The organism is Pseudomonas iranensis, from assembly GCF_014268585.2.
Taxonomy (GTDB): Bacteria; Pseudomonadota; Gammaproteobacteria; order Pseudomonadales; family Pseudomonadaceae; genus Aquipseudomonas; species Aquipseudomonas iranensis.
In genome coordinates this window covers 2,632,778-2,659,081 of sequence record NZ_CP077092.1, presented here as the reverse complement: position 1 = coordinate 2,659,081, position 26,304 = coordinate 2,632,778, and the positions used below count along the sequence as shown (strand labels likewise).

The 26,304-nt window shown below is 60.6% G+C and carries 30 protein-coding genes; 11 read left to right on the top strand and 19 right to left on the bottom strand.

All coding sequences use genetic code 11. From position 1 onward, the window contains the following. Positions 1-62: 62 nt before the first annotated feature. Entirely contained in the window at positions 63-953 is an 891-nt protein-coding gene (locus tag HU724_RS11980) for an MBL fold metallo-hydrolase (RefSeq protein ID WP_186568958.1), read from the bottom strand. Between the two features lie 126 nt (positions 954-1,079). Between HU724_RS11980 and HU724_RS11975 the strand changes: the two genes are divergently transcribed. Further along, entirely contained in the window at positions 1,080-2,063 is a 984-nt protein-coding gene (locus HU724_RS11975; protein WP_186568957.1) for a GlxA family transcriptional regulator, read from the top strand. A 225-nt stretch (positions 2,064-2,288) separates the two neighbouring features. On the opposite strand, the gene HU724_RS11970 is transcribed toward HU724_RS11975, so the two are convergent. After that, on the bottom strand, positions 2,289-3,257 hold the full coding sequence (locus HU724_RS11970) for an oxidoreductase (protein ID WP_186568956.1): 969 nt from the start codon (positions 3,255-3,257) through the stop codon (positions 2,289-2,291). Positions 3,258-3,345: 88 nt separating this feature from the next. On the opposite strand from HU724_RS11970, the gene HU724_RS11965 reads away from it, so the two are divergent. Beyond that, the gene (locus HU724_RS11965) at positions 3,346-4,266 is read left to right on the top strand and encodes an AraC family transcriptional regulator (protein ID WP_225927679.1); all 921 of its coding nucleotides are present in this window, start codon (positions 3,346-3,348) and stop codon (positions 4,264-4,266) included. A 51-nt stretch (positions 4,267-4,317) separates the two neighbouring features. Continuing rightward, positions 4,318-4,770 carry a thiol-disulfide oxidoreductase DCC family protein gene (locus HU724_RS11960; protein WP_186568955.1) on the top strand — a complete coding sequence of 151 codons (453 nt, stop codon included), beginning with the start codon at positions 4,318-4,320 and terminating at the stop codon, positions 4,768-4,770. Here HU724_RS11960 and HU724_RS11955 read toward each other — a convergent pair. Then, the gene (locus HU724_RS11955) at positions 4,753-5,250 is read right to left on the bottom strand and encodes a DUF2269 family protein (protein WP_186568954.1); all 498 of its coding nucleotides are present in this window, start codon (positions 5,248-5,250) and stop codon (positions 4,753-4,755) included. The two genes, HU724_RS11960 and HU724_RS11955, sit on opposite strands and share 18 nt — an antisense overlap. 1 nt (position 5,251) lies before the next feature. Continuing rightward, positions 5,252-6,379 carry a saccharopine dehydrogenase family protein gene (locus tag HU724_RS11950; RefSeq protein ID WP_186568953.1) on the bottom strand — a complete coding sequence of 376 codons (1,128 nt, stop codon included), beginning with the start codon at positions 6,377-6,379 and terminating at the stop codon, positions 5,252-5,254. Between the two features lie 171 nt (positions 6,380-6,550). On the opposite strand from HU724_RS11950, the gene HU724_RS11945 reads away from it, so the two are divergent. Beyond that, positions 6,551-6,766, top strand: a complete 216-nt coding sequence (locus tag HU724_RS11945; RefSeq protein WP_016774306.1) for a PLD nuclease N-terminal domain-containing protein — start codon at positions 6,551-6,553, stop codon at positions 6,764-6,766. A 253-nt stretch (positions 6,767-7,019) separates the two neighbouring features. Further along, positions 7,020-7,496 (top strand): PA2171 family ribosome-binding persister protein, encoded by a 477-nt coding sequence (locus tag HU724_RS11940; protein WP_186568952.1) that lies wholly within the window; start codon positions 7,020-7,022, stop codon positions 7,494-7,496. Positions 7,497-7,642: 146 nt separating this feature from the next. Here the strand turns inward: HU724_RS11940 and HU724_RS11935 are convergent, their stop codons facing one another. From HU724_RS11935 to HU724_RS11920, 4 genes are all read right to left on the bottom strand, one after another. Next, positions 7,643-7,798, bottom strand: a complete 156-nt coding sequence (locus HU724_RS11935) for a hypothetical protein (RefSeq protein WP_217847189.1) — start codon at positions 7,796-7,798, stop codon at positions 7,643-7,645. Between the two features lie 204 nt (positions 7,799-8,002). Next, a complete protein-coding gene (locus HU724_RS11930; protein WP_186568951.1) occupies positions 8,003-8,929 on the bottom strand; it encodes a LysR family transcriptional regulator in 927 nt (308 codons plus the stop codon). Further along, on the bottom strand, positions 8,926-9,900 hold the full coding sequence (locus tag HU724_RS11925) for a quinone oxidoreductase family protein (protein WP_186568950.1): 975 nt from the start codon (positions 9,898-9,900) through the stop codon (positions 8,926-8,928). Before HU724_RS11925 ends, HU724_RS11930 begins: the two co-directional genes overlap by 4 nt. A 153-nt stretch (positions 9,901-10,053) precedes the next feature. Continuing rightward, positions 10,054-10,554: an anti-virulence regulator CigR family protein gene (locus HU724_RS11920; protein ID WP_186568949.1), complete on the bottom strand. Its 501-nt coding sequence runs from the start codon at positions 10,552-10,554 to the stop codon at positions 10,054-10,056. Positions 10,555-10,682: 128 nt separating this feature from the next. Here HU724_RS11920 and HU724_RS11915 point away from each other — a divergent pair, with 128 nt between their 5' ends. Next, the gene (locus HU724_RS11915; protein WP_110645778.1) at positions 10,683-10,841 is read left to right on the top strand and encodes a DUF2986 domain-containing protein; all 159 of its coding nucleotides are present in this window, start codon (positions 10,683-10,685) and stop codon (positions 10,839-10,841) included. 1 nt (position 10,842) lies between these two features. Here the strand turns inward: HU724_RS11915 and HU724_RS11910 are convergent, their stop codons facing one another. Continuing rightward, complete coding sequence (locus HU724_RS11910; protein WP_186568948.1) at positions 10,843-12,054, bottom strand: MFS transporter; 1,212 nt, start codon at positions 12,052-12,054, stop codon at positions 10,843-10,845. A 131-nt stretch (positions 12,055-12,185) separates the two neighbouring features. Between HU724_RS11910 and HU724_RS11905 the strand changes: the two genes are divergently transcribed. Further along, positions 12,186-13,079 carry a LysR family transcriptional regulator gene (locus HU724_RS11905; RefSeq protein WP_186568947.1) on the top strand — a complete coding sequence of 298 codons (894 nt, stop codon included), beginning with the start codon at positions 12,186-12,188 and terminating at the stop codon, positions 13,077-13,079. A gap of 639 nt (positions 13,080-13,718) precedes the next feature. Beyond that, the gene (locus tag HU724_RS11900) at positions 13,719-14,810 is read left to right on the top strand and encodes a M28 family peptidase (RefSeq protein ID WP_186569286.1); all 1,092 of its coding nucleotides are present in this window, start codon (positions 13,719-13,721) and stop codon (positions 14,808-14,810) included. A 54-nt stretch (positions 14,811-14,864) separates the two neighbouring features. Here the strand turns inward: HU724_RS11900 and HU724_RS11895 are convergent, their stop codons facing one another. Genes HU724_RS11895 through HU724_RS11885 form a run of 3 tightly spaced genes read right to left on the bottom strand, consistent with a single transcriptional unit; the run spans position 14,865 to position 16,752 of the window. Next, positions 14,865-15,677: a DUF3618 domain-containing protein gene (locus tag HU724_RS11895; RefSeq protein ID WP_186569285.1), complete on the bottom strand. Its 813-nt coding sequence runs from the start codon at positions 15,675-15,677 to the stop codon at positions 14,865-14,867. Next, positions 15,674-16,102 carry a phage holin family protein gene (locus tag HU724_RS11890; RefSeq protein WP_024012566.1) on the bottom strand — a complete coding sequence of 143 codons (429 nt, stop codon included), beginning with the start codon at positions 16,100-16,102 and terminating at the stop codon, positions 15,674-15,676. Before HU724_RS11890 ends, HU724_RS11895 begins: the two co-directional genes overlap by 4 nt. Continuing rightward, positions 16,102-16,752 (bottom strand): hypothetical protein, encoded by a 651-nt coding sequence (locus HU724_RS11885; RefSeq protein ID WP_123442758.1) that lies wholly within the window; start codon positions 16,750-16,752, stop codon positions 16,102-16,104. Before HU724_RS11885 ends, HU724_RS11890 begins: the two co-directional genes overlap by 1 nt. Before the next feature lie 299 nt (positions 16,753-17,051). Between HU724_RS11885 and HU724_RS11880 the strand changes: the two genes are divergently transcribed. Further along, the gene (locus HU724_RS11880; protein WP_056784851.1) at positions 17,052-18,908 is read left to right on the top strand and encodes an ABC transporter ATP-binding protein; all 1,857 of its coding nucleotides are present in this window, start codon (positions 17,052-17,054) and stop codon (positions 18,906-18,908) included. Between the two features lie 39 nt (positions 18,909-18,947). Here HU724_RS11880 and HU724_RS11875 read toward each other — a convergent pair whose 3' ends face one another. The 7 genes from HU724_RS11875 to HU724_RS11845 all read right to left on the bottom strand — a co-directional run bounded on the left by HU724_RS11875 (position 18,948) and on the right by HU724_RS11845 (position 24,085). Further along, positions 18,948-20,093 carry a sensor histidine kinase gene (locus HU724_RS11875; RefSeq protein WP_186569284.1) on the bottom strand — a complete coding sequence of 382 codons (1,146 nt, stop codon included), beginning with the start codon at positions 20,091-20,093 and terminating at the stop codon, positions 18,948-18,950. A gap of 268 nt (positions 20,094-20,361) precedes the next feature. Then, positions 20,362-21,063 carry a DUF695 domain-containing protein gene (locus HU724_RS11870; protein ID WP_186569283.1) on the bottom strand — a complete coding sequence of 234 codons (702 nt, stop codon included), beginning with the start codon at positions 21,061-21,063 and terminating at the stop codon, positions 20,362-20,364. A gap of 163 nt (positions 21,064-21,226) precedes the next feature. Further along, entirely contained in the window at positions 21,227-21,568 is a 342-nt protein-coding gene (locus tag HU724_RS11865; RefSeq protein WP_186569282.1) for an antibiotic biosynthesis monooxygenase family protein, read from the bottom strand. Positions 21,569-21,596: 28 nt separating this feature from the next. Then, positions 21,597-22,571 carry a zinc-dependent alcohol dehydrogenase family protein gene (locus tag HU724_RS11860; protein ID WP_186569281.1) on the bottom strand — a complete coding sequence of 325 codons (975 nt, stop codon included), beginning with the start codon at positions 22,569-22,571 and terminating at the stop codon, positions 21,597-21,599. A gap of 63 nt (positions 22,572-22,634) precedes the next feature. Beyond that, positions 22,635-22,937 (bottom strand): ArsR/SmtB family transcription factor, encoded by a 303-nt coding sequence (locus HU724_RS11855; RefSeq protein ID WP_024012559.1) that lies wholly within the window; start codon positions 22,935-22,937, stop codon positions 22,635-22,637. Between the two features lie 107 nt (positions 22,938-23,044). Continuing rightward, a complete protein-coding gene (locus HU724_RS11850) occupies positions 23,045-23,443 on the bottom strand; it encodes a nuclear transport factor 2 family protein (RefSeq protein ID WP_186569280.1) in 399 nt (132 codons plus the stop codon). 48 nt (positions 23,444-23,491) lie between these two features. After that, entirely contained in the window at positions 23,492-24,085 is a 594-nt protein-coding gene (locus HU724_RS11845; protein WP_186569279.1) for an NADPH-dependent F420 reductase, read from the bottom strand. 106 nt (positions 24,086-24,191) lie between these two features. Here HU724_RS11845 and HU724_RS11840 point away from each other — a divergent pair, with 106 nt between their 5' ends. Then, positions 24,192-25,142 carry a LysR family transcriptional regulator gene (locus HU724_RS11840; protein WP_186569278.1) on the top strand — a complete coding sequence of 317 codons (951 nt, stop codon included), beginning with the start codon at positions 24,192-24,194 and terminating at the stop codon, positions 25,140-25,142. A 145-nt stretch (positions 25,143-25,287) separates the two neighbouring features. Further along, positions 25,288-26,247, top strand: coding sequence for an EamA family transporter (locus tag HU724_RS11835; protein ID WP_186569277.1), 960 nt, complete (start codon positions 25,288-25,290; stop codon positions 26,245-26,247). Positions 26,248-26,304: the final 57 nt, after the last annotated feature.

Sequence of the window (26,304 nt, the reverse complement as noted above, 5' to 3'; positions counted from 1 at the left end):
TATGCCAGTCAGCCTCTTGAGCCTGGGCGCGTCGGCGACACGCCCAGGCAGGCCTGAATCAATCAGAACTGCAACGCAGCACCGTCCGCCGGGATGTCCACGCGGTTCTCGATGCCGTGCTTTTGCAGGTAGCTGCGCAGCTCAGCGCGGGTCAGCGACATGTGGTTGATCGCGTCCATGTGCACGGCGACGATTTTTGCGTCTTTCGCTACCTGCGTCGCTCGCAGTACATCTTCCTCGCCCATGATGATCGAGCCTTCGTAACCGCTCATTTTCGCTTTGCCGGCGTTGAGCACAATCACCTCAGGCTGGAATTTCTCGATGGCCTGGTCGACTTCCGGGCGCCAGATGGTATCGCCGGCCAGATAGAGTGTTTTGTAGCCGGGCGCCTGGAACACCACGCCCATGGCTTCGCCCAGCGGTTTGGCGAGGGCCGGCACGGCATACATTTCGTCAGTGCCGTGCTGGCCGCCGGTTTTGCTGATCTTCACGCCGCCGAACTCAGCCTCATTCGTCAGCACGCGCACGTTCTTGAAGCCTTGCGAGCGGATCAGTTGCGCATCTTCTTCATGCTGGGCGAACAGAGGGATGTCTTTGGGCAGCGCTTTCTGTGCCGCGTCATCCCAGTGGTCCAGGTGCGTATGCGTTACGATAACGGCATCAACGCCCGCAATCACCTGCTCCGGGGACTCAGTCAGGTCGACCAGCGGGTTACGCAGGTTGCTGCGGTAGGTATTTTCGAACCCTGGGTACGCGCCCTTTTTCGCCAGCATCGGATCGATCAGAAAGGTCGTGTCGCCGTAGGTGATCTTCACCGTGGCATTACGCACTTGCTGCAGATTCAGCTTGTGTGCAGCTTCAGGGTTTGCCCGCGTTTCTGTCTCTGCGAAGGCTGGTGCGGTAGCAGCGGCGCAAGCAATGCTCAGGGCAAACGGTAGAGTCTTGAGTGTCATCGGAATCATCCTGTTATTTATGAATGGGTCCATTTTTGCTGAAGCCTGGCGCAGCCAACAGTGGCCTGAAAGACATATATCGATATAATCGGGCCAACCCGATAGTGTGCAACCGAGATTTATTTTATGTCCCCCATTCGCGTTGCTGTTCTGGCGTTCGACGGCGTCAGCCTGTTCCACCTGTCGGTGCCGGGCATCGTCCTGGCGACGGCGAATCCAGCGTCGACTGAGCCTCGTTACCAGATCAATTACTGCGCGGAAGTACCCGGCATGGTCGCCAGTGACCAAGGCATCGGCCTGGCGGTCGCTCATGGCCTGGAATTGATGGCGGCGTCCGACGTCATCATCATTCCGGCATGGGGTGATCAATCGATCACTGCTTCGGCAGCGCTTGTACAGGCGCTGCAGAATGTCCACGCCGAAGGCAAATTGATCGTCGGTTTATGCCTGGGCGCGTTTGTGCTGGGCGATGCCGGGTTGCTTGATGGCAAGGAAGCCACGACGCACTGGGCGGCGCGCGACGAGTTTGCCCAACGCTTTCCCAGGGTTCGCTTTCGCCCCGAGGTGTTGTATGTCACCGACGACAATCTGATGACCTCAGCGGGCACCGTAGCGGCCATCGACTGTTGTCTGCATCTGGTGCGCCAGCGGTTCGGGGCTGACGTGGCCAATCACACGGCGAAAATGCTGGTCACGCCACCGCACCGGCAAGGCGGCCAGGCGCAATACGTCGAGCACCCGGTGCCACAGCTGTCGAGCGAAACGCATCTGGCTGAAGTTCTGGATTGGGCGCGCATGCATCTGGGTGAAAATCTGTCGCTGGACCTTTTGGCGGAGAAAGCCCGAATGAGTCGCCGCACTTTTACCCGGCGCTTCAAAGAAACCACCGGTACGACAGTATTCAAATGGCTTAACGCCGAGCGTGTGATCAAAGCGCAGGCGTTACTGGAAACCACGGATTTGCCGGTTGAATGCATTGCCGGGGAAGCCGGGTTTGGCACGCCGCTGTCGTTGCGGCAGCAGTTTGCGGCGCACTTGGGGACGTCGCCTTCGGATTATCGAAAGATGTTTTGTCTTGGGGTGAAGCGCGAACGCGGTGCACGGGCGTGACGAGCACTTTTTGGGGGCGACTTGATTCCGGCGGCGCGGCAGCCCCTCATCGGAACGCCGCCCGCCCAGCCCTCTCCCGAGGGAGAGGGAGCCGATTTGGGTGCTGTTCTAGAACTGAGTTCGACCCGGTATTTCAGGTCGGCGAATTTCTACTGAACACCTCGGTCAGTCCCCTCTCCCTCCGGGAGAGGGTTAGGGTGAGGGGCTTTTGGCCATTGACTCGATTTATGCGACCGTGAGCCCCGTCCGTAGCTCCGAAACCGCCCAAAGTCGCTCAGCCAGCTCAGCATCCGCCGCCCATTTCGCAACACCCTTGCGGCCTGCTTCCGGTTCATTGACCGGCGCAACATTGCAGTCTTCGCAATACACGCCACCCAAATCCGCAAGCAATGCACTGGTCGCACACCACAACCCCGTCGCCGCGCCTTGCTCGACAGTTTTCAGTCCATTGTGCGCATCCAGCCGTGGCCGGCCCTGCTCATCCAGCGCATCGAATGCGGCAAGTTCCGCTGTGCTGAGGTGCCGTGCCAGATCCGTCAGAATCTGCCCGGGATGCAACGAGAATGCGCGGACGCCATGGCTACGCCCACGCTGATCCAGTGCAATCGCGAACAAGGCATTGGCCGTTTTCGACTGGCCATAGGCGACCCATTTGTCATACGGCCGCTGCGAGAAATCGATGTCATCAAAGTCCACCCCGGCAATCTGATGCCCGCGCGATGACACCGACAGCACCCGCGCCTGCCCAGCTTTGACCAGCGCCGGCCAGAGGCCGCAGGTCAGGCGGTAATGACCGAGATGGTTGGTCGCGAACTGGCTTTCATGGCCATCGACATCGCGCAGCAACGGCGCGGCCATGATTCCGGCGCAGTTGATCAGCAATGACACTGGCTGACCCGCGCTGACCACGCTGTGGCTGAACGCCGCCACCGACTCGGCCTGCATGAGGTCCATGGGCATCACGCGGACACCGTCCACTCCAGCCAATGCAGCCTCAGCTCGCGCGGTATCTCTGGCCGGCACGATAATTTGCGCCCCTGCCGCCGCCAGGCTTTTTACCGTCAGCAGACCGAGGCCGGAATAGCCGCCGGTGACCACAGCGAGCTGCCCGCGCAGATCGATGCCGGCCATGACTTCAGCCGCTGTGCTGGCGGCGTTGAACGGTGATTGCACAGGTTGTTGAAGCGTGGCCATGAGCCTTAATCCTGAGTGAGCTATCGAAGGCCTTCATTCTTGGCTAAGCTCTCGGGACGAAACAGTCTGATAAATCCAGGTTTCTGTCGTGATCATCCAAAATCCTGCTGGCGATCCACTCTCTGCCGTATTGGCACTCTCGGAACTGCGCGCAGCCTGCTCGGTTCGCTTGCAAGCGGGCGGTGTCTGGGCGCTGCGTTTCCAACCCATCGAACTGAAATTCAACGTGGTGCGACGAGGCGAATGCTGGCTGCGCATGCAAGGCATGCCGGCGCGCCTGTTGCAGGCCGGCGACTGTTTTGTGGTGTCGCGCACGCCGTTCATTCTGGCCAGCGGCGCCGACGTCGAGGCGGTGAATGCAGCGGAGGTTTTCGCCCATGACGAAGCCTCGGCGACCTTTGGCGTCGGCGAGGAAGTCGAGTTGCTGGGCGGCAGCGTGTCGCTGTCGGGACCCGGCGCAACTGAACTGCTCGACGTGCTGCCGACCTCGCTGATCATTCGTGCCGAAACCGCAGGCGCCTCGTCGTTCGGTTGGCTGCTTGATGAACTGGGCCGCGAGTGGCCGTCGCATCAGCCTGGCTCGCAGGCGATGTGCAACGACCTGCTGCGGCTGATCTTCATCCATGCGCTGCGCCATCACATCAACAGCGCGGATGCCGAACAACTGGCGTGGCTGGGCGGACTGCGGGAACCGGCGATTGCCGGCGTGTTGCGCGCCATTCACGCTGCTCCGGAAAAGGCCTGGCGACTGACGCAAATGGCCGAGATTGCCTGCATGTCGCGATCGGGTTTCGCGGTGTTATTCAAAACTTGCATGGGTGTAGCGCCGGTCGAGTACGCCACGCGCTGGCGGATGCGCGTGGCCGCGTTCCGCTTGCGCAATGGTCGGGACAATGTGGCCACTGTCGCCGCGTCACTGGGCTATCTGTCCGACGCGGCGTTTGGCGCTGCATTCCGCCGCGTGCACGGAATATCGCCGGGGCAATACCGCCGCGATCCACTCTTATAGTCCGGTGATCAAGGTTATGATCGCGACAACCGCCGCCAAGGACATCCGCCGATGCCTGCCATGAAAACCCGCCCCACCTCCGCGCCAATGCTCAAGCCCGGTGAAACCGTGGTGCTGTTCGACGGCGTGTGCAAACTGTGCAACGGCTGGGCGCGGTTTCTGATTCGCTATGACCGTCAGCGCCGCGTGCGGCTGGCGACCGTGCAATCGCCCGAGGGTCAGGCCTTGCTGGCGTGGGCCGGTTTGCCGCTGGACGAGTTCGACACCATGGCGGTGATCCGCGACCGCAATTATTGGGAACGATCAGATGCATTTCTTGAAGTGGTCGGGCAACTGCCAATGCGCTGGCAGCCGCTGAAACTGCTGCGGATCTTCCCGCGTCGTCTGCGCGACTGGGCTTACGATCGCATCGCGCTGAACCGCTATCGGCTGTTCGGCAAGTACGACACTTGCCTGCTGCCGACTGCGGATCACGAAAGCCGTTTTCTAAAAGCCCACGGCTGACCCGATCAGTTGCAGCGGCGTCATCTTCGTCACCATCATCAGCACGATGACAAACATCCCGGCGAACCCGGCGACGCCCATCCAGAACCACCAGCGGTACGTGCTCGCGTAGCGATCATCCGAAGGCAGGCTACCTTCGCCCGCGTCCAGCGCCATGCTCTGCAAACGCTTTTGCAATACCAGCACCGGCAGCCACAACGCGCCGACACAGAAGAAAATGATCAGCGAAGTCAGCAGCCATTCGGTGCTCATCGAAAGCCCCGAGATCCGCATCAGCAGATAGCCAGTGATGACCTGCACAATCCCTGCCGGCGTGGTGATCCACGTATCAAAGCGCACCACCATTCGTGCGACATGGGCGATCACTTGCGGGTTGCCGCTGCGGCTGGCGGCGATCAGGTAGAGGTAGGAGCCCATGCCGAAACCAAAGAGGAAAATCGCCGCAATGACGTGCAGGTACTTCAGGCAGAGATAGAGCATCTCAACGCTGCCCTTCGGCGAACTGAACCGACAGGCTCAAATTGGCGGGATCGTTGATCGCCGCCAGATATTCATCGACGCTGATTTCGCCAACACACGGCCGCGCGCCGGCCTGCGGTACATAACCCCGAGCCATTTTGCTCGCGAGAGCGACGGCGGCGCAGCTGGGGATTTCCGGGCCTTTGTCATTCAGTGCGGTGAGTTGCGCGGTCATGCTCAGCGGCTGGTCGTCAACTCCAATGCCTTGAACATCGATGTACATCGCGCTTTTGCCATCACCGAAGCGTTCGAACCACGTTCCCAGTCGATGCAGGCGCGCCGCCCAGCGCGCATGATCGCGCAGCAGACCGAAGCGCAAGGCTTGCGCCAGCAAGGCATTGGCGACGCCGCCGAGCTTCAGGCCGGCGCCAGCCTTGAAGCGCAGCGTCTGTGCGCCATAGCGGCGCGCGAAAATATCCATGTCCGGCACATCGACATTGGCCAGCACCCGCTTGCCCAGTTGCGGCATGCTGCGCAGGGTCAGATCGAGCCAGCCCAGTACTTCGTGAGCCTGGCCGTTCTTCAACTGTTTGATCGGTTTGCCTGCGTAAGCGAGCACGCCTTCGACCGTGGACAGCCCCGGCATTTTTGCCGAGGAAGAAATGCCATGCTCGATCGAATCGATTCGCGCAAAACGCGAGCGCTGCTGGTCAATGATTGCCGAAGACAAGGTCGGCACCGAACTGCAACCGCTGAGCACGGCCACACCCGCCTCCCTGGCGCGGGCGTCGAGGACATCGATGCCGTTGACGAAGGTGCGGCAGTCAGCCAGATCGCAGTAATTGACCCCGGCATCGATGCAGCTTTCAGCAACTGCGTAGGATTGCCCCTGAAACGGCCCGCCGGTGTGCACGACCAATTGAATATTCAACTCTCGCAACACCGATTGAAAATCCGCGCCCATCGCATTACCGCACCAGCCTTCGCAAGCTCGGCCCGACTGCGCTTGCAGCTCATCGACCCTGCACTGCAACTTGCGCGCATCGCGGCCCGACAGCAGCAGTTCAATCTCTGGCATCTGCGCCAGATGCCGACAAACGATGCTGCCGAAATTGCCGTAACCACCGACGACCATCACCCTGAATGCCATTGCCCTGTCCCTGTTCCAGCCCAAACGTGTGGCGCAGAGGATATAGGGCGCAGCGGCGACCAGACATTTATTTTGCAACCGGGTATCACCGCGTCCGCTCGTCCCAGGCAAAAAGAATGAACCCAACGCACCTCTCGCCGCCTAACGCACAGACCATCAGGAGTTAAGCCTATGCAAATCGAAACCGTGTGGATCGTATTGGCGGTCATTCTCGTGCTGATCGAGCTTTGGGCCATCAACCGGGTGCGCAAAAGCGAGGGGAAATCGAGCAATAAAGGCGTGTGGATCGTGCTGATCGTGTTCGTGCCGCTGTTCGGCCTGATCGCCTGGGCGTTGGCGGGGCCCAAGCATATCGGTCGCGGCTCACCTTCCCAGGCCAGCCGGTAAGCAACGACGCAGGCCCGTCTCAAGTATCACCACAGCCCGGCTTTTGCCGGGCTTGTTATATGCAATGTCTGCTGCGCGGATTTCTTGCAGGCTGCACGAAAGCATTGTGCCTGCTTCGATGCCAGCCCTTGATTTAGAAGGGTTGCGCTTGATCGGCGAGTTGGCATGAGTCCTGCGATAGCCTCTTCCTGAATACACAGCGGCGCGAAAAAGATCGCTGTGTTCAATCCGTGATAAGCAGAGGCCTCAAAAAATGAATGCCATCGAACTTCTCAAAGCCGACCATGAAAAAGTCAAAGCCATCCTCAGCCAACTGAGTGAGTCCACCGACCGCGCGCTGAAAAAACGCGTCGAGTTGCTGGGCAAACTGGAAATGGAAATCACCATTCACACCCGCCTCGAAGAAGAGATTCTCTACCCTGCGTTCAAGGAAGCCGGCAGCAAGGAAGAAGACATCATGTACTACGAAGCCAAGGAAGAGCACCGCACCGTGGATTCGCTGGTACTGCCTGATCTGAAAGAAACCGATCCAGGCACCCCGGAATTTGCCGGTCGGGTCAAAGTGGTCAAGGAACTGCTGGAGCACCACATCGAAGAGGAAGAACAGGAAATGTTTCCGAAAGCGCAGAAGCTGCTGGGCAAGGCGAAACTCGAGGAACTGGGTGCGCAAATGGAAGCCATGAAGGCGAGCCACAAAAAGGAAATGGCGGCCAACAAGATCGCCGCGTAAAGCGTTGAAGACACCAAAGCCCGGCAGCGATGCCGGGCTTTTTTGTGCGCCCAAATTGGCCCTCGCTCCCACATTGGATATACGTATGTTCGGCAATTCCTGAGCAAGCCGCGAAACCTGTGGGAGCGAGCCTGCTCGCGAAGGCGTCAGGTCAGCCACATCATCCATGACTGACACTCCGCTTTCGCGAGCAGGCTCGCTCCCACATTGGATATACGTATGTTCGGCAATTCCTGAGCAAACCACGAAACCTGTGGGACCGAGCCTGCTCGCGAAGGCGTCAGGTCAATCAGATCATCCATGACTGACACTCCGCTTTCGCGAGCAGGCTCGCTCCCACATTGGATATACGTATGTTCGGCAATTCCTGAGCAAGCCGCGAAACCTGTGGGAGCGAGCCTGCTCGCGAAGGCGTCAGGTCAGCCACATCAACTATGACTGACACTCCGCTTTCGCGAGCAGGCACGCTCCCACAGGGCCAGTGTCGGTATTGATGCAAACTTTGCTCAGACAGCCCAAGGTGGCCCGGTCTCGAATTTCGCTTCGATCCACTCCTTGAACGCCACCACCGCCGCCGCTGGAAACCGCGATGACGGTCTGACCAGATAAACGCCGCCCGCCGAATCCAGATGCCAGTCGGGCAGCACGTGAATCAGCCGCCCTGCCGCCAGATCGCGGCTCATCAGCCAGTCGCCGGCACCGAGTATGCCGGCATCGGCGCGGGCGGCGGCGAGCAGGGATTCGCTGTCGCTGGCGGTCAGGTTGCCGTGTGGCGTAATGGTCTGCACTTCGTTGCCGCGATGCAGACGCCACAGCGGGAACGACGCCAGCCCGCTGAAGCGCAGGCAATTGTGCTGCAGCAGATCCTGCGGGATTTGCGGCATGCCGTGCGCCTCGATGTAGCCCGGTGACGCGCAGAGAATCCGCCGATGGTCACTGAGCTTTTTTGCGATCAGGCGATTGTCGTCCAGTTCGCCGATGCGAATAGCCGCGTCGAAGCCCTGCTCGATGATGTCGACCAGGCCTTCGCTGTAATCGGCCACGAGCGAGACGTGCGGATGGACCTTGAGAAATTCCGGCAATAGCGGCCCCAGCCATAACCGCCCCATCGCCGCCGGCAACGCCAGGCGCAAGATGCCGCGTACTTCGCTGGCGCCCTGCACCGCTTGCTGCTGCGCTTCGTTCATCAACTCGACGGCCGCGCGCAGGCGCTGTTCGAGTTGCAGGCCAGCCTCGGTGATACGCACGTGTCGCGTCGAGCGCTCCACCAGCCGCACGCCGAGTCGCTTTTCCATCGCCGCAAGGCGCTTGGAAACGATGGTCGGATGGCGCTGCAACAAACGCCCCGCCGCGACAAACGAGCCTTGCGCAGCGACGGCCAGGAAAGCAGCGATTTCATCGCTGTGCGGGTTGCTCAGAACATCCAGATTCATGGTTGTAAAATGATCGCCCCTGATGATCGGCCCGATTCAAGATCGGCGTGCGCTTGTGCCGCGTCAGCCAATGAATAACGCGCGCGGATTTGCGGCGTGATGATACCGGCGGCAACAGCGGCCAGCACATCTTGCGCGCGCTCCTGATATTCAGCTGTCGTGGCGGTGTGCGCGGCCAGCGACGGACGGGTCAGGAACAGCGAGCCCTTGGCGTTCAGCGTGGCCATTTCCACCGCCGTCGGCGCGCCGGTCTGCGCGCCGAACGAGACCATCAGCCCGCGTGGGCGCAAGCTGTCCAGCGAGGCCTGAAAAGACACCCGACCAATCGGGTCATACACCACATCGACCTTGCGCCCCTGGGTGATACGCACCACATCGGCGGCGAGAGTCTCGGCATCGAACACCAGTACTTCGTCACAACCGGACGCGCGAGCCTTGTCGACACTGGCCTGCTTCGACACCACACCGATCACCGTTGCGCCAAGGTGTTTGGCCCACGGCACCATGATTTCCCCCAGACCACCCGCGACGCCGTAAAGCAGCATCGTCGTGCCCGGCCCGACCGGGTAAGTCGTCTTCAGCAGATACTGCGCGGTGATGCCTTTGAACAGCACCGCCGCCGCATCTTCGAACGACAACTCTTCGGGAATCTTCACCAGACGCTCTGCCGGAAACAGCCGCGCCGAGGCGTAACCGCCCAAGGGGCCAGTGGCGTAAGCGACCCGATCACCGACGCGCACATTGCTCACACCGGCACCGACCGCCGCCACCCGACCCGCGCCTTCCAGCCCCAGCCCCGAGGGCAACGCCACCGGCACCGCACCTTTGCGCTGGCTGACATCGAGGTAATTGACGCCCACCGCCGCTTGCTCCAGCCAGACCTCGCCGGACCCGGGTGCCTGTTCGCTGACAGCGTGCAATTGCAGGACATCCGGTGCGCCCGTTTCGGTGAAGCGAATTGCGTTGGCCATGGTCATCTCCATTCATTCGTTAAGCATTAAGCTCAGTCTGAAAGCGCAGCACTCAACGAACAACCCAGCCTGAACGCAGTTCATTGCTGCAAAGGCTGCAGCAATACACACATAAAAAAGGAGCGGCACATGCTGCCGCTCCTCTTTCAACAATCAATCGAACGCGCCGTTGAGCACCTCGTAGATCAGCCCGGTGGCCAGCGCAACAAGGATCAGGTCGGTGCCCACCTGTTGCCATTCGTAGCCGTCATAGTGCGGCAAATGGCCGAGCATGCGCCCGTCCAACTTCTTGGCGATGCCCGGTGGCAGCGGTTTGCCCCGCGCCAGATTCTTTTGAATACCTGGCGGCAGCGGCGGCCCCGGATTCCAGTATTCGCCGCGATAACCATCGATGATGCCGAGAATATTGCCGCGATCAACGCTCGGACCACCGCCGCGATTGCCAGAGGATTGCTGGCCCTTGTTGCCATTGCCTTGGCCGCCCCCGCCCTGTTTGCCGTGATCCTGCATGTTTTGCGGTTTGCCCTTGCCGTTGCCCTGGCCGCCCTGACCACCCTGCCCCTTGCCATTGCCGGGGTCAGCCAGTGCCGTCGTGCTGCCGATTACAAGCGCGAGGCAAGACAACGCGGTTATCAATCTGCGAGCTTTTCTCATGTGCGATTCCTTCGGTTGGGGGATGCTCTTGAGTATGGGCGAATGTGCTCAGCTTAGTGGATTTCTTCTTGCTGACCACTCGGCCTTGCGTCAGGATTCCCACCCTCTCCACCCCTGATCGAAAAATCATGAATCGTCAAAAGAAGCTGCAGCAGTTGTTCAAGGAAAAGGCCAAAAAGGCCAATGCCAAACTGGCGCCGAAAAAGCCCAAATACATCTGCAAGGCCGACCGCCTGAAGCTGGAAGCCGAAGCGGCGCAGGCGGCGGCCGAAAACACCGAAAGCTGATTCAGGCCGTCTGCCGCGACGTCAGCCAGGTCATCAGCGCCGCCAGCACCAGCAATGCCGCGCTGGCGAAAAACGTCAGCCGATAACCGCTGCCGTCGAACATCAGACCACCGATGGTAGAACCCGAGGCAATCGACAACTGCACCACCGCCACCATCAGCCCACCGCCGGCTTCGGCATCGTCGGGCAGCGTGCGCGCCAGCCACGACCACCAGCCCACCGGCGCGGCAGTGGCGACCAATCCCCACAAGCCCAGCAACACGAATGTCGCGACCACTGAACTGCCCATCCCAATGAGCGCCACCGCGATCATCGCCATCAACAGCGGGATGGCGATCACCACGCGATATAGCCCCTTCTTCAGCACCGAACCGATGACCACGGTGCCGATAAACCCGGTCACACCAATGACCAGCAGGATGATCGACAGCATCGAAACGTCGACCCGCGTCACGGTCTCCAGAAACGGTCGCAGGTAGGTAAACAGAACAAACTGGCCCATGAAGAACAGGCCGGCGCCGAGCATGCCCAACGCCACCCGGCGGCTTTTGAACAACGCAAAAACATTGGCTGCGCTGGCTTTGCGTGGCGCGGCCGGCAGCGCGGGCAAGCTGCTCCATTGCCAGAGCAGCGCAATCAGCGCCACCGGTATCAGGCAGAAAAATGCCCCGCGCCAGCCAATCACGCTGCCCAGATAACTGCCCAACGGCGCCGCCACGACGGTCGCCAGGGCATTGCCGCCGTTAAAAATGGCCAGCGCCTTGGGCACGCTGGCAGATGGTACCAGACGCATGGCCAACGCCGCCGACATCGACCAGAAGCCACCGATTACCACGCCGATCAATGCGCGACCGATCATATACACCGTGTAATTGGGCGCCAGGCCCACCACCAGCCCGGACGCGCACATCAGCGCAGTCAACAGCAGCAACAGGCGCTTGCGATCCATCAAGCCGGCGAGCCTGCTGATCGTCAGGCTGGTCAGCACCGCGAACGCGCCAGAGATGGCAATGCCGTAGCCGGCCAGGCCTTCACTGATGTGCAAGTCCGTAGCCATTGGCGTGAGCAGACTGACCGGCATGAACTCGGAAGCGATCAGGGCGAAGACGCACAGGGTCATGGCGAACACACCGCTCCAGTACGCCGGTTGTTCGCCGGCAGTGGACGCTTCCATGGGCTGGGCTGTCGGGGTATCGATTACTTGAGCCGTCATGCGAAAACCTGTCTTGAAGAAGAAATCATCGAGGCACTTCTGCCCCGTTACTCAGGCTGCAAAGCTTGACGGATCGGGCTTAACTTGATTAGTAGCGGTAATCTTCATGTGCTTTTGAGAAAAATTCAGCAATGAGCAACGCCAAAGTCAACGACCTGCAGGCCTTTCTGGCGGTGGCGCAGGAGCAAAGCTTCACCAAGGCTGCCGCCCGCCTCGGCGTCACGCCGTCTGCGCTGAGTCATACGGTTCGCGCGCTGGAGCAGCGTCTGGGTGTCCGCTTGCTCGCTCGTACGACGCGCAATGTCTCGCCGACCGAGGCTGGCGAACGCTTGATGCACTCAATTGCGCCGCTGTTTGAGCAGATCAACACCGAGCTCGAAGCCCTCGGCGAATTGCGCGACAAGCCCAGCGGCACGATCCGCGTTTCCTGCACAGACGATCAGATCGAATTGTGCATTCGGCCGATGCTTGCAAAGTTTTTGCAGGACTACCCGGACATCACCTTGGAGTTTTACGTCGATTACGGATTTACCAATGTGGTCAAGGACCGCTTCGACGCCGGCATTCGTCTCGGTGAATCGATCAGCAAAGACATGATCGCCGTGCGCATCGGCCCGGACTGGCGTCTGGCCGTGGTCGCCTCGCCCGATTACTTCGCCCGCCACCCGGCCCCCGCCACGCCCCATCAGTTGACGGAACACACCTGCATCAACATCCGCCACCAACCGGCCGGCGCGATATACGCCTGGGAGTTTGCGCACAAGGGCCAGGATTTCAGCGTGAAGGTCGATGGGCAGTTGGTGTTCAACAGCATCATGCATGTGCTCAACGCCGCCGTGGACGGCATCGGCGTGGCCTACGTGCCCGAGCAATTGGTCGCGCCGTATCTGGCCGATGGGCGACTGGTGGAAGTGCTGGAAGAGTGGTGCCCGACGTTTCAGGGCTATCACCTGTATTACCCCAACAGGCGCCAGAGCTCGGCAGCGTTTGCAGCGTTTGTCGAAGCGCTGAAATACAACCGCTGACAAACGCAACTCTTCAATCCAACTCAAATCCCTGTGGGAGCGGGCTTGCCCGCGAAGGCGTCGGCACATTCAACATCATCATCGCCTGACCCACCGCTTTCGCGAGCAAGCTCGCTCCCACAATGTTCCGGTGCAAGGCCACAATCTTCAGCGCACCCAAAATCCCTGTGGGAGCGGGCTTGCCCGCGAAGGCGTCGGCACATTCAACATCATCATCGCCTGACCCAGCGCTATCGCGAGCAGGCTCGCTCCCACAATGGTCCGGTGCAAGGCCACAATCTTCAGCCCAACCCAAATCCCTGTGGGAGCGAGCCTGCTCGCGAAGGCGCCGGCACATTCAACATCATCATCGCCTGACCCAGCGCTTTCGCGAGCAGGCTCGCTCCCACAATGGTCCGGGGCAAGGCCACAGTCTTCAGCGCAACCCAAATCCCTGTGGGAGCGAGCCTGCTCGCGAAGGCGCCAGATCAGACACATCTACATTGAATGACACACCGCTTTCGCGAGCAGGCTCGCTCCCACAGGTCCAGCGGCATCGCGAATAGCCTGGCACCACGCAATCTGAATTTTCCCGCCAATCTGCCCCCTAAATTCTGAGCGGCCGATACACGTCCGCCGATGCAAGGAGGGTCAGTACGCATGTCGGATAACCAAACGCCTTTGCCGCGCAACACACAGCAATCCACCCAAACACTATTGAGCCGCTTGCTCATGGCACGCGGGCCCGGCGGTCAGGAGGACGAGGTCCGGGCGATCTGCCTGGAAGAACTGCGGCACCATTGCGACGAGGTCTGGACCGATCGGGCCCGGAATGTCATCGGCCTGCTCAAGGGTCGCGAGCCCGATCCGGACGGCGAGCACGCTGTGCGCATCATGGGCCACATGGACGAGATCGCCATGCTGGTCAAACGCGTCGAGCCGGACGGTACGTTGCGGGTGGTTGCCCTCGGCGGTGCGAACCCGGTGAATTTCGGTGTCTGTCCGGTGGATATTCTCGGCGATGCGCAAACCCTGCCCGGCGTGCTTTCATTCGGCTCGATGCACGCCACCACAGGTTCGCCGCAGGGCCAGGATGTGATGAGCGGCGCGGTGGAGTGGAAAGACGTGCACATCATCACCCGCCACGACCCGCAAACCTTGCAAGACATGGGCGTGCGTCCCGGCACCCGCGTCGTGCTCAGCCAGCACTGGCGTACGCCGTTCAGAGTGGGCGATGCCACCGCTGCGCATTTTCTCGATGACCGCGCGCCCGTCGTCGCCATGCTCCAGGCCGCCGAGCAACTCAAGCGCAGCCCGACCGAATTGGCGCACGACACCTACTTTGTCTTCACCACCCTCGAGGAAGAAAGCAACGCCGGTGCGATGTATGCCGCTGCGCACCTGCCCGGTGACACCACAATTGCCGTGGAGGTCGGCCCAGTGATGAGCGAATACGCAACGCGATTGGGAGTCGACCCGATCATCGATACCGGCGACCAGAAAGGCTACTACTCGCGCGGCGTGGTCATGGCTTTGGCCGACGCCGCCAAGCGTTGCGGCTTCGATCCACAGTTCGCGCTGCTGGTGGATTTCGCTTCCGACGCCAGTGCGGTGATGAGTTCAGGCATCAGCGCCCAGGCCGGCTGCATCGCGATCCCGACCGAAAATACCCATGGTTTCGAACTGGTAGTCGACGGCGCAATTGAAGCCTGCGCGCAGACGTTGGTCGAATATTTGAAAGGCCTGACCTGACCCGCAGTCCAATAAAAAGGGAGGCCCATTACAGGCCTCCCTTGTTGCTCACTTTCAAGACGTACCCAGACCCTGTGACAAATCCGAAGACGACGGCCGCGCCGGATCAGGCTTGGTTTCAACCTCGGTCTGTTCAGTGGTCCGAGTCACCGTGTCACGCACGGCCTCGTAACCTTCCTGAGCTTTTTGCTTGGCCTTGTCGACCATGCCAGCGCTGGTACGGCCCATGTAGCGCTGCTCAGTTGAAGTGGTCGGCAACGCCGCGCCGAGCAATGCACCGAGCGCAACCCCGGCGGCAGCCACCATCAGCGGTTGCTCCTTGAGCAGGTGGCTGAATTGCTGGCCAAGCACTTGCGAATTACGCGACAGTCGATCACTGGCGTCATGCATCGCATGGGTCAGATCTTCCTTCGCCGCACCGACGTTTTCCCCGAGATGGCTGGCCTTGCCTTTCAGCGACTGGTAGCCGTCCTTCAGCGAGTCAGTAGTCGAGTGCAAATGCCCGCGGGCGCTGTCGATGCCGTCGGCCAAACCGTCGGCCCACTCGCCGGCCTTGTCCTGATCCGGCCCGCTGCGATAGGTCGGTTGCGGCACTGGCGGGCGATTCTGGCTCATCATCAACCAGAGCAGGCCCACCGAAGTCAGCACCGCCGGCATCGGGTTATTGCGCACGCTGGTGCCGAGATTGGTGAAGAACGTCGAGCCGTTGCTCTGCATCATTCCCCAAGCCTGATCGATCATCTGCCCGGGAGTGAACTTGCTTTCCAATTGATCGACGATGTTGCCGATGCTCGCGCGTTGCGCATCGATTTCGCGCTCGATCTGCTCCGGGCTTTTTTCCGCTTCGATATCCAGTTCGCTTTTCATGAGACTTTCCTCCGCAGCGCTTCCTGATCCTTGTTCAAGGCGTCGAGGGTGCGATCAGGTTTGAAGTGAGATGGCTCGAATTGCTTCTTCCCGGATTGCAGCATGGCGAAGCCGATGATCATCACCACCACGCCGACGATCAGCGCGGCCAACCATGGCGCCATGAACATGCTCAGGCCGTACACCGCCGACATCAGCAGAATGATGAAGCCGGCGAGGAACACGATCGCACCACCGGCCACCGCACCGATGCCCGCCTTCAGCGTGCTGAGGCTGTTCTGCAGTTCGGCTTTGGCCAATGCCAGTTCCTTGGTGAACAACGCTGGCACTTCACGGGACAGTTGTCGCAACAGGCCGACCACCGAAGCGTCATCCGTTTGGCCGAGGGGCCTTGCCCCGCTCAGATCAGATTCATCTCTGTTCATCACAGTTCTCCTTTGGCATCGGGTGCGTGCGGTACGGAAGCCGCGGCAAAATCAGCGGGGTGATCGCTGTCACTGGGCGAGGTCGGGGTGATGCCGGTGGCCAGTCCCGGATTGGCGTGGGCCGATGACGGCACTGACGATTCATAGGGTCGCTGCGCACCGTAATCGGCTGGCGGTGGCGTCGATGTCGTGCCCGCCGCCGGATCATGTTCGGCGCTGACCGTCGCTGCTGCGGCCGTGCCGGCTTTGAGAAACCGCGACAGGCCGAAACCGATAGCAATGCTGCCGGCGATGAACAGGCCCGGATTGCTGCGCGCCAGATCCGCCGCATCGTGCAGCAATTGCTCGGCACTCTTGCCGCGCAAGTTGCCCGCCAGCCCGGTCATGGAGTCCGCCATATCCGTCAGGTAGTCGGACATGCCCAGCGTGTCCTTGTCCTGCAACTCGGAGACGAAGCTCTTTGCCCCTTGGGCCAATGCTTCTATCTGTTCGGCCGCGGTGTCGCGGTACTGTCCGAATTGCGCGTCGGCCTGTTGCCGCGCGCCGCCAATTGCTTCGTTGACGTCGTCCTTCAAATGTTCAAAAGCCTGTCCAGGCTTGCTGTTCGGATCACCTGATTCAAAGCCTGCCCTGCTGTCTTGAGTATTCATGTGGCCCCTCGCGTTCTGACTTGAAAACGGAAAAACGGGACTACACGGCAACATTGCCTCGAGCCCCCACATAGAAGATGACGGAGCAGCTTGCGCGAGAGTTCAAAGAGGTTGATGAGCGTGCCGTGTCAGGTCTGGATCAGCGACGAAAGGTTGCGCTTGGCACGATTGCGTTGAGCTTCTGCGCCTGGCTGCGGTCAAGACAAGGCACACGGATTCGTCCTGATGACTACAGTGAACCCCGCAACGCCGCCGATAGATGGCAGAATCCCCACACCCTGATCACTTCGGAGACCGCAATGCTTCGCCTGTTTGAAGAAAGGCTCGACCCCTTCCCGCCCGACGAGGCGCCGCCACCGCCAGTCGGCCTGATGCGCTTCTTGTGGGCCTGCACCCGGGGCGCGCGCGGCTACATTCTGGCCTTCGCCCTGCTCAGCGCCAGCGTGTCGATCTACGAGGCGTGGCTGTTTTCCTTCCTTGGGCAAGTGGTGGATCTGCTCTCGACCTGGCAATCCGGCGGCGCCGCCGGTGATGAGGAAAGTCGCGTGTTATGGGGCATCGGCATTGTGCTGGTGGTCAGCATCGGGCTGGTGGCGCTGCGCACGATGGTTCAGCACCAGATCCTCGCGATCAATCTGCCGCTGCGCCTGCGCTGGGACTTTCACCGGTTGATGCTGCGGCAAAGTCTGTCGTTCTTCTCCGACGAGTTCTCCGGCCGGGTCACGACCAAGGTCATGCAGACTGCGCTGTCGGTGCGCGAGGTGCTGTTTACCCTGATCGAAATCCTCCCCGGCATTGGCGTGTACTTCATCGCGATCATTGCGCTGGCCGGTGGCTTTGCGCTGAAGCTGATGCTGCCGTTTCTGGCGTGGATCGTTCTGTTCGGGCTGGCGATGGTGTATTTCGTCCCGCGTCTGGGCAAGGTCGGCCAGGAACAGGCCGATGCGCGCTCGTCGATGACCGGGCGGATTGCCGACGCCTACACCAACATCACCACGGTCAAACTGTTCTCGCACTCCAAGCGTGAAGCGCACTTTGCCCGCGCGGCGATGGAAGATTTCAAGCTCACCGGCTTCCGCCAGATGCGTCTGGTCAGCCAGTTCGAAATCGTCAATCAGGCGCTGGTGGTGGCGTTGATTCTCGGTGCCGGCGGTTACGCGCTGTGGCTGTGGCATCAGGGCGAAGTCGGCACTGGCGCCGTCGCGGCGATCACCGCCATGGCGCTGCGCATCAATGGCATGTCGCACTGGATCATGTGGCAGATGACTTCGCTGTTCGAAAACATCGGCACCGTCCAGGACGGGATGGCCACCCTGACCAGCGGTCCGAAAGTCCAGGACGCACCGGATGCCAAAGTGCTGGAGCCGGCCGGTGGCGAAGTGGTTTTCGACAATGTCAGCTTCAACTACAACGGCGAACGCCAGGTGCTCGACGGCTTGACCCTGCACATTCGCCCCGGCGAGAAAATCGGTCTGGTCGGTCGCTCAGGTGCTGGCAAGTCGACGCTGATCAACCTGCTGCTGCGCTTCTATGACGTTGATCGCGGCGAGATCCGCATCGATGGGCAGAACATCGCCGAGGTCACCCAGGACAGCCTGCGCAGCGTGATCGGCATGGTCACCCAGGACACCTCGCTGTTGCACCGTTCGATCCGCGACAACATCGCCTACGGTCGCCCGGACGCCACCGACGAAGACATCCATCGCGCGGCGGTGAACGCTCAGGCCGATGGTTTTATCAGCCAGTTGAGCGACAAGCAGGGCCACAGCGGCTACGACACGCTGGTCGGCGAACGCGGTATCAAGCTCTCCGGCGGGCAGCGCCAACGCATCGCCATCGCCCGGGTGATGCTGAAGAACGCACCGATCTTGCTGCTCGACGAAGCCACCAGCGCACTGGATTCCGAAGTTGAAGTCGCGATTCAGGAAAGCCTCGATGAAATGATGCAGGGCAAAACCGTGATCGCCATCGCCCACCGCTTGTCGACCATTGCGGCCATGGACCGGCTGATCGTCATGGACGAAGGCCGCATCATCGAACAAGGCACCCACGCGCAACTGCTCGAGAAGAACGGCACCTATGCGCGGCTGTGGCAGCACCAGAGCGGCGGGTTCCTGGGTGAGGATCGCGGTTTGGTTGAGGTGATGGAGGAGTGATCAGGCTGGAGGGCCGGGGCCGGCCCTCCATCGATTGGCCTAGATGGTGACGGGGCTTTCGGCATCAATCGGAAGCTTTACGCGAAACACGGTTCCGCCCTTCAGGTCAGAGCTGACTTCGATCGAGCCGGCATGCGAGGCGACGATTTCCGAGGCGATAAACAGGCCCAGCCCGAGGCCAGCGACGGGTCCGTGATCAACTACGGAGCGCTGCGAGAAGCGCCCCATCGGGTTGAAGATGAACGGCAACACGTCTTCCGGAATCGGTTCCCCGCCGTTGTGCACTGTGAACACCGCGAAATCCTCCTGAGCTTCCAGTGCAACCGAAACCGGAAACTGATTATCGCCGTGGGTCACCGCATTGCTGATGATGTTGGAAAACACCTGTTCCATCCTGGCGCCATCGAACGCTCCCATCACCGCTTCCTTTGCATCGAACCGCACGTTGGCCTGTGGATGAAAGGCGCGGATTTCCTCGATAACCCGCTCGCACACAGGGCTGAGATCGATCAGGTTTTTTTTCACCGGAATCCCCGGCCCCATCTGGCAGCGCGTCAGATCCAGCAGGTCGCCAACGATCTGGCTGGCGCGCTGCACGCTGGCGTAGATCTGCCTGGCGACTTTGCCGGTGCGCGGGTCGGTGGCTTCGGTACGACGCAACATATCCGCACCGAGCAGAATCGCCCCCAGCGGCGTGCGCAAGTCATGGCCGAGAATCCCCAGAAACACGTTGCGCGAAGCCTCGACGGCGCGTGAATAGCTGGCAATCGACTCGGCCAGCGCCTGGTCGATGGCTTCGTGAAAACGCGTCATGTCGTCGACATTCACCGATTTGCCATCCTTGACCTGACGCAGCCACTGGCTCAGCACACTGGTGCGCAGCGCGCGATATTCCGACACCATCTGATCGATGGTAAAACCGGCCATCAGCCGCGTCACCGCGTGGGTTTCCGCAGCTGTTTCTTCATCGTCGCGCGGCGCTTGGCCCTGGGCTTTGGCGATTTGTTCGCTCATGGTCTGCTTGGTCCGCAGATCGATGACGATGGCGCGCAACATCTGCTCGGCGTGATCGCGCAGCGCGACGTTATCGAGCTCCACCCCCGGCGTCTCGATGGTGCGGGCGAAATCTTCCCAGGCCTGCAGGATCGGCTCTAGGTTTTCGAGAATGAAATCTGGCAGGCGCATGGCTGTAGTCCGCAGGGGAAATCCATCAACGCCAGCAACTGAGCCGGCGCAGATTTCGGAAAGGGCAATTCAGGAGTACAGAAAGTACGGCTGAGGGGATGCAGCCTACCACCAAAGCGCTGGGCTAACGTTGGAGGAAAATCGGTGTGCTGAAGAGGTTGCGGTCGGCATGAGATGATCGCTGCGCCCGCAACGAACGCCTCTGAAGCGACTACAGACTCCTTGCGATGAGAGAAGTCCGTTTGAAGAGGTTATCCGTTGAGAGTCTTCACTCCAGGCATCGCTTGGGTGTCAATCGAGTTTGCTCGGCATTCTGCACCTCAGCACTGACATCTGCCTGTTTACGGCTGCTGAATTCAATCGGATAAGGCCCGGTCTGCGCCAGAGCTGCCTGCACACGGCTGACAAAGGCCGCGTCGTCCAGCGTGTAGAAAACCCACTCCAAGCGTTGTCCTCCAGTGACCGTGCACCCCCACTTTGCGAACTCATCCGCCGTTACGGCCGCCTTAATCAGGCGGTCCACCTGCATCATCCGCGCGGATTCCTTTGAACTCGGCAGGAAGCGATCCGACACGTATTTCCAGCTGATGCGAGCCTTGTAAGGAAACGCCCGGGTATCCTTGAGATTGAGGTCGGAAGGCATGCGAAAACTCGCTGGCATCGGGTCGTCAGGAAAATCTGACGGTTGGAAATCGCTGTCGCCTGGCACGGCTACTTGCCGTTGCGGATTGTCCGCAGGATCATCACTGAGCAGTATTCTGAGCGCTTCAGCTTGGCGCTCTTTCCGCTCGCTCATGCATTTGGCGTAGGCCGTTGTATGTGCTGGACCGGCATCCAGACAAGGATCGCGCTCCACCGGTTTTGGAGAATGGGAGCGCGTGCAGCCGGTCGTGATCAGGCTTGCCAGCAGCAATAAAACAACGGCTGGCCAGATTTCAGGGCGCAGGGAAGCGTGGAGAGTGACTTTCAAGTGGCCTTCCTTGGATGAGCAGCAGTACGAGACATATGGAAAACGGCGCATCTTGCCTGCCACCCCTGCCCAATGAACAGGCCGAAGCGCAATTAATGTGGCAATTCATCACAAGCAGGCTCGACCAGCTACAGCCACGTGTGACGAACAGCCACATGCTCGCTCAGATGCCTACGCTGGCACCGTTGTCCGGTACGCCAAAATCGCCACCCGGAAAAGCACCACCCTCAATGTGATAGACCCTCGGCTCAGCCGAAAAATAATCCTCCAGCCCCAGCATGAACCGCTGGTGATCTTCGCTTTCTTCAAACCCCGGCGAGTGATCCTCAAGCGATTGCCAGCGCACGATCAGATTGAACTGCTCGGGGGTTTCAATACCTTGCGCCAGCAAGTGGCCGCCGTATCCCTTGGCGCGGGTGAGCAACGGTTCGACTTCGGCAAATGCGCGTCGGAAGGCTTCAGTCTGATGCGGGTGAACGGGCAGCACAGCGATCTCGTAAACCATGATGTTTCTCCAGAATCAGTGAGCGGATTCAGACGATGAGTGAAGGCTCGACGGCGATAGCGATTTTTCCCAGCAGACCGTTGTTGGCGCTCTCCAGTCGAGCGTGGGCGAGCGGGATGTCGCCGAGCGAATAGACCGCGCCAACGTGGGGCCGCAACTGGCCGCGCTCGACCAACGCGCTCAATTCATCGAGCTTGCCGCGATTCTGCCGGGTGAAGACGAAGTGGTAGCTGGCGTTCTTGCCCCAGGCCTGAACGAGGTTTTGTGGCTGCGCGATATCGACGATCGAGACGACGCGGCCAAGCTGGGCAAGCGCGTCGGCACTGCGAGACAGGGTATCGCCGCCGATGGTGTCGAACACCACATCAACGCCATGCCCGGCGGTTTCGCGCATGATCGCTTCGACGTAATCCTCTTGGGTGTAATCGATCACCACGTCGGCACCCAGGCTGCGGACGAAATCGGCGTTGGCCTCGCGCACGGTCGTAAAGACTCTGGCGCCCATGGCTTTGGCCACCTGAATCGCCACATGGCCGACCCCGCCGGCGCCGCCGTGGATCAGAATGCTTTCGCCAACGCGGAGCACAGCGCGCACGGTCAGCGCTTCCCAAACCGTGCCGCCGACCAAACTCAGACTGGCCGCCTCGAGGTGGCTCAGCGACGCAGGCTTTCTGGCGATGATGTTTTCGGCTGCGACGTGGTATTCGGCATAACTGCCCTGCCCGTCGAATATCTGCGGGGTGTACCAGACCTCGTCGCCAGGTGCGAAGGCGCTGACGCCCGGCCCGATAGCCTCGACCACGCCCGATACGTCGTGGCCGGTAATGGCTGGCAGCGGCACCAGGTCGGGATAGTCACCGCGCCGAACCTGATAATCCAGCGGATTGATGGAAGTGGCGTGCACTCGGACCAGCACTTGGCCGGCTTGCGGAACCGGTTTGGGCACGTCGCTGAGTTCGAACGAATCAGGACCGCCGAAGGATTTCAAAATCATCGCTTTCATGGCAAAACCTCGTATCGACAAAGAGGGATATCGAGAATTCTAGATATCCTGTAGTAAAAAAATTTACAGCTCTTTCCCTATGATCTCTGCAAGCGCGCTGATCGCAGCCTCATTGCGTTTGTAGTAGGTCCATTGACCGATGCGCCGCACTTCCACCAGCCCCACCCGCTGCAACGTGGCCAGGTAACTCGACACCGTCGACTGCGACAAGCCGATACCTTCCTGGATGCTGCTCACGCAGACACCCTCGACGAGAACGTCACCCTCATCCTGCGGGGGGAAGTTCTTGACGGGATCCTTCAGGCCTTCAAGGATCTTGAGGCGCGTCGGGTTCGAGAGGGCTTTGAAGATTTCGATCAGTTCCATGCGCCGAGGATATCGAGATTTTTCGATATGTCAATGCGCGATATTAATCTGATAGGCAGTCGGCGACAGGCGGCAACGGGATCCCCTTTGCCACCCTGCCGTGCGGCTCAGCCTTGGGGCGCATCCAGCAACACCCACAACCGCACGATTTTCCCCGCTTTGATTTCTGCCACGTCGACGCCACTGACGGCTACCGGCCCAGCGCTCGGGCCCGCATGCCAGCGCAGGTAACCCAAGCCATGATGCCCAACCGCCCGCCCCTCCGGAACAAAAGCGAAGTCCGCCCCAAACTGATCCAGCAACGCACCGGCCACCTCTGAAATCGCCGCCCGCCCGGTGACGATGCCAGTCGGTTCGTACATCGTCGGTGTGTCTGCAAAAAGCTCCTGCACCGCTGCAATGCGCTTCTGTGCATCGCGCTCGTTGAACACGCGCTGCAGGTTGGCCCGCAGCAAGGCATCGTAGTTTTCCACCTCATTGATATTTCGCGAATCTGAGCCAGACATTTTGAATCCTCGATTGGTATGTGAAGCCCGGCTGCCCGGGCTCAGCGGTCAACCATGTTTGACCAGGTTCAAGGCTGGCAGCGGTCCGCCCGGGAACTGCGCAAGCATTCCCTGCTGCACACCGCCCAGGTCGATGCCGTAAAAACCGAGTTGAGTAATCAGCTCTGCAACTTTGGTTTTGCTCGCGGCATCTTCACCGGAATAAAACAGCACACGCTTGCCGCCCTCGGCGGAGGGATCGCTCAGCAGAGCCGCGAGCAAATGGTTGAAGGCCTTGACCACGTGCGCACCGGGCAGCATCTGCGCCACCACTTGCGTAGACGGCTGGCCGCCCAGATCGAACGGCTTGAACAGTGGTGCCTCGATCGGGTTGTTGGCATCGATCACGATGCGCCCATCCCAAGGCCCGAGATCGCGCACCGCGTCGGGGATTTTCGACCAGTTCACCGCCAGAAAAACAATGTCCGCCTGACTGGCTTGCTGAGCGGTCACCGCTTGTGCGAGTGGACCCAATTCGTCGACCAAACCGTCAAGGCTCTGCGGCACGCGGCTGTTGGCGAGGTTGACCGGCAGGCCTGCGTTGACGAGCAACCGAGCGATGGCGGTGCCGATGGAGCCAGTACCAATGATGCTGATAGTCATGTCTGTTTCCTCATGTAGGTGATGAGGCTATGAGACGCCTTTTGATCTTCCAGCAGTAGTGGAAGCCCACTAGAATCACTTTCAATCATTCATTGAAGGTTCGCAGATGGAAACCTTAGGCAATTTGCTCTCATTCGTGCGCAGCGCCGAGGCGGGAAGCTTCTCTGCGGCGGCGCGGCGCCTGGGCCTGACACCCGCGGCGGTCAGTCGCAATGTCGCGCAACTGGAAGCCAACCTCGGCGTACGCTTGTTTCAGCGCAGCACACGCAAACTCACGCTGACCGAAGCGGGAGAACGCTTTCTGGCCAACGTCGGTTCGGGACTGGAGAGTGTTCAAGCGGCGATTGCCGACGTGGCCGGCAATGCCGGAGAGCCTGCCGGCACCCTGCGTCTAAGTGCGGCACCGGGCTTCGCCAGGGATTTTCTGCTGCCGCTGATGCCCGAGTTTCTCAAGCAATACCCCGCCGTGACCCCTGAATGGCACGTCGACAATCGCCAGGTCGATCTCATCGCGGACGGGTTTGATGCGGCCATCGGTGGCGGCATCGAGCTGGCGCAAGGTGTGGTCGCCAGGGCCATCGCCCCGGCGCATCTGATTCTGGTGGCATCGAAGGAATACCTCTCGGCACACCAGCGCATCCGGCACATCGAAGAGCTGGCGACGCTGGATCATCTGGCCATGCGCTCGGTACAGACCGGCAAGGTGCGCAGCTGGATGCTGCAAGGGCCCGACGGGCAACGAGCACCGCTGGAATTGACGCCGCGCTTGTTGGTCAACGACCCGCAAGCGCTGTGTCAGTGCGCGCGCTTGGGATTGGGGGTTGCGCTGTTGGCGGTTCCCGATGTGCTGCCTTATCTGCGGGACGGCACGCTGGAAAGGGTTTTGCCGGGCTGGCATGTCGATGCGGGACAGATCTATTTGTACTTTTCCAGCCAGAAACTGCTGCCGGCCAAAACCCGGGCGTTTGTGGATTTTCTGGTCGGCCAAGCTCGACTGGATGAGTGGGCAACTCGACTCGATGCTCGGATTGAAAAAAGCAAGTCATACGACCTCTGAAACTCAACCAGCATCACGCTTAAGCGGTTTCTCAAGCCTTTCGAGCTTGCCGCGCCTGCTCGATTACGGTACAAATCGGGAAGTTGTACGACAACATAATAAAAACCTGAGCCACCCCGAGTGGCTATCATTTTTGAGATCTGCCATGTCCCGTCCTGAGTTTGCGCCTACCGTACCGCCGCCCTTCCCCCGTTATCTCGCCGTGATCATTCTGTTGTGCATGGGTTGTGCGTTCGCCGGCAACCACGTCGCGGCACGGGTCGCTTTTGATGATGGCGCAGGAGTGCTGCTGGCAATTCTGATGCGCTCGGGCGGGACCTTGCTGGTGCTGGCCATTCTCGTCCTGTGGCAGCGGCAAAGTCTGCGTCTGCCGGCAGGCGCGCGGCGTTGGCAACTGTTGTTGGGCCTGCTGATTACTGCGCAGAGCCTGTGTCTGTACTCCGCTGTCGCGCGGGTCCCGGTCGCTTTGGCGCTGCTGGTGGCCAACGTGTTTCCGATCCTGCTCGCCTTGCTGACCTGGGCGCTGGGCGGCCCACGACCAAGCGCGCGCACCGCGATGTTGATGGGCTTGATTCTCGTGGGATTGGTGTTCGTACTGGACGTCCCCGGACGTCTGTCAGACAGCGCGAGCGTCGGCCCGGAATGGCTACTGGGCGTCGCACTCGCCTTCTGCGCCGCCAGCGTCTTCGCCTGCGCGCTGTGGATCACCGACCACAAACTGTCGCAAGTGCGCGGCTCGGTGCGCAGCCTGCTGACCATTTTCATCGTGTTCAGCAGCGTCAACCTGGCCGGCCTGACCGGCGCCCTCCCCGGCGGACTCAACCTCCCCGCCACTTCAACCGGCTGGCTGGCCCTTGCCACGCTTGTCGTGCTCTATGGGACCGGCTTCATTGTGTTGTTCATTTCCGTGCCCCGACTGGACATGCCACGCAACGCCCCGGTGATGAATATCGAACCACTGGCGACGTTGTTGATGGGCTGGATTGTGCTGGATCAAATGCTCAGCAGAGGGCAGATCGTGGGTGGTGTGATTGTGGTGAGCGGGATTGTTTTGCTGACGTATCGCAAAGCGCCGGTGAAGGTTGGGGTGAAGGCTGAGGTTTGAGGGGGTTCGTGGCGGGACTCATGGTTGGCGGGTCCTGCTTATCGCTCCCGGCTCGGT